This window comes from Bacteroidota bacterium, from assembly GCA_034723125.1.
Taxonomy (GTDB): domain Bacteria; phylum Bacteroidota; class Bacteroidia; order CAILMK01; family JAAYUY01; genus JAYEOP01.
In genome coordinates, this window is sequence record JAYEOP010000305.1 from 1 (window position 1) to 2,771 (window position 2,771).

General features: G+C 29.6%; 2 protein-coding genes. One reads left to right on the forward strand and one right to left on the reverse strand.

What is annotated here, in order from left to right; genetic code table 11:
• Nucleotides 1-278 precede the first annotated feature (278 nt).
• Nucleotides 279-2,345 (forward strand): (Fe-S)-binding protein, encoded by a 2,067-nt coding sequence (locus U9R42_08455; protein ID MEA3496052.1) that lies wholly within the window; start codon nt 279-281, stop codon nt 2,343-2,345.
• 296 nt (nt 2,346-2,641) lie between these two features.
• On the opposite strand, the gene U9R42_08460 is transcribed toward U9R42_08455, so the two are convergent.
• On the reverse strand, nt 2,642-2,771 hold a 130-nt coding region (locus U9R42_08460), incomplete at its 5' end, for an electron transfer flavoprotein subunit alpha/FixB family protein (protein MEA3496053.1).

Below are 2,771 nucleotides of genomic sequence, written 5' to 3' on the forward strand. Positions count from 1 at the left end.
CCACAACAAGCCTTCGGGTTTTAAAAATCCGTACAGCCCAAAGCCATTTGTCAATTCTTACTCTGTTTTCTTTCATAGGAGTTTTTTTAGCTTGACTTTAAGGTATTAAAATAATTACAAAATTAAGCAATGTTAAAAGCTTTTGTGAATTATTTGTAAAAAACAAAAACATTTATTTTGCTAAATTAATAAAAACCAAACAAATTTTGATAAATATTTTAAAAATGATAACTTGCCACTGCAATGATATTAACAAGAATTATTTTAATCCTTATTTTATGACAAAACAAATATATTTTATTATCGTATTACTCATAACTATTGGTATATTTTCATTTTCTATTTATAGATATTATCGATTTTTTAAACTTACAAAACCTTTTCCTATTAATAATTGGGGAAAAAGAATTATAATATTTATAAAATTGGTTATAGGGCAGTCAAAGATATTTCGTTTTCCATTAATTGGTTTAGCACATGCTCTTGTGTTTTGGGGTTTTTGCTTTATTCTTTTTGGAAGTATGGAAATGATAATTGATGGAATAATAGGAACAGAACGCATATTATCTTTTTTAGGAGTAGTTTATAGTTTTATAATTGCAGCAGGAGATGTTTTTGCCTTTGTTGTAGGAATTGCAATTATTATCTTTCTTTTTAGAAGAATATTTATGAAAATAAAACGCTTCTCAGGTGAAGAAATGAAAAAAGTTTCTCATTATGATGCAAATATTGCTCTTACACTTATTCTACTTTTAATGATTTCTTTACTTGGAATCAATACTTTTTATTGTCTTGGTAATCAGCATGAGATACAAGGTATTTATCCTGTAAGTATATTGTTAATTCCTTTGTTTGATGGAATGCAAGCATCCTCAATTCATTTTTGGTACGAGTTTAATTGGTGGTTACATATTTTATTGATATTTATTTTTGCCAATGTTTTACCTTATTCAAAGCATTTTCATGTGTTTATGTCTGCACCCAATGTTTTACTTAGTCGTATTGATCCACTTGGATTCATTTACAATATGGAAAGTATAAGCAAAGAAGTAAAATTAATGATGAATCCTGATACTGCATTTGATGAGCAAGAAGAGGAAGGAGAGGTAGAACGTTTTGGGGTGTTGGATACAACTGATGTTACTTGGAAAACTTATCTTGATTCGTTAACATGTACTCAATGTGGAAGATGTACCTCTGTTTGTCCTGCAAATCTTACGGGTAAAAAACTCTCTCCAAGAAAACTGATGATTGATTTAAGAGCAAGGATGAAAGAAAAAGGTTTGGGAATTATTAAAAACGGAAAAGATTTTAATGACAACAAATCATTGATTAGAGATTATATTTCGGAAGAAGAAATATGGGCTTGTACCACCTGTAATGCATGTGCTCAAGAATGTCCTATAAATATTAATCATCCTTCCTTGATTCTTGATATGAGAAGATATCTTGTAATGGAAGAATCGAAATCGGCAAAGGGTATAAATCCTGTGTTTTCAAATATTGAAAATAATGGTGCTCCCTGGCAATATTCACCGGAAGATAGAATGCTTTGGGCAGAAGGGCTTGAAGTTCCATTGATGTCTGATTTGATGGCAAAAAATAAAAAGCCTGAATTTTTATTTTGGGTTGGTTCTGCTGGTGCTTATGACGATAGAAATAAAAAAGTAACAAGGTCTTTTATTAAAATTTTGAATCATTTAAATATAAATTATGCGGTTCTTGGTGTTGAAGAAAGTGATAGCGGTGATATAGCAAGGAGAACAGGTAATGAAATGCTTTTCCAAATGCAGGCATTTATGAATATTGAGATTCTTAAAAATTATGATGTAACAAAAATTATTACTTGCGATCCTCATGATTTTAATACTTTAAAAAATGAATATCCTGATTTTGGTGGATCTTATGAAGTAATTCATCATTCACAGTTTTTACAAAAAATAATAAAAGAAGGAAAAGTAAATATAAATTCAGATGCATTAAAAGATAAGAGAATTGTTTATCACGACCCATGTTATTTAGGAAGAGCAAATAATGAATATCAAGCAGCAAGAGATGTGTTAAATGTAATTCCTTCAACAAAAGTGGAAATGGACAAGAACAAAAGTTTTGCTATGTGCTGTGGAGGTGGAGGTGGACAGATGTTTAAAGAAGCTGAAACAGGAGATAAAGAAATTTATATGGAAAGAACAGAACAGGCACTGGAAAAATCACCTGATATTATTGCAACATCATGTCCGTTTTGTATGGTTATGTTTACTGATGGTTTGAAATATAAGAATAAAGAAGAAGAAATAAAAAATTACGATATTGCCGAATTGCTTGAAATTAGCATGGGGATATGAGAAGAGAAGAAATTGTGAAAGTGATATAGAAACCTAGTGATTGTTCTAAAATATTTTTATCCGAACTAAGTATCGTTTGTAACTACACCTCAATATCAAATCAATTTTAATCACTTATTTTATTTCCGTATAAATAAATCTTGCAAATTAGCTGTATGATTGTAATATTTTGAATGTCAAGATGATATAAAGTTGTAGTTGCAAACTACAACTAGTGATTGGTTTGAAATTACAAACAAAAAAAGCCAAAACCAACGAAAATAAGTTTTGGCTTTTTAATATTTTTAAAAATATTATTATTCGCTTTTGAATTTTTTTACTGCATTTACAAGGTCGGGTAATACTTTGTGAACGTCTCCGATAATTCCGTAATCGGCAACTTCAAATACTGGAGCTTCTTCGTCTTTGTTTACAGCAACAATAAAT